Below are 228 nucleotides of genomic sequence, written 5' to 3'. Positions count from 1 at the left end.
ATGCCATTTCATAATACTATGAGGTATTAATCCAAATTTCTCTGGGCTATCCCTCTGTAAAAGGTAGATTGCATACGCGTTACGCACCCGTGCGCCGGTCTCTAGTTCCGAGGAACTATACCCCTCGACTTGCATGTGTTAAGCCTGCCGCTAGCGTTCATCCTGAGCCAGGATCAAACTCTTCATCGTATATTGTTGACCTAATCACTTAGATCGTATTGTTATTCG

1 rRNA gene is annotated in these 228 nt (G+C 44.7%); it reads right to left on the bottom strand.

From position 1 onward, the window contains the following. Window positions 1-189 (bottom strand): 16S ribosomal RNA (locus NJT12_RS25230); the annotation flags it as partial. Window positions 190-228: the final 39 nt, after the last annotated feature.

This window comes from Flavobacterium azizsancarii (assembly GCF_027980145.1).
Lineage (GTDB): Bacteria > Bacteroidota > Bacteroidia > Flavobacteriales > Flavobacteriaceae > Flavobacterium > Flavobacterium azizsancarii.
This window is presented reverse-complemented; position numbering and strand designations above follow the sequence as displayed.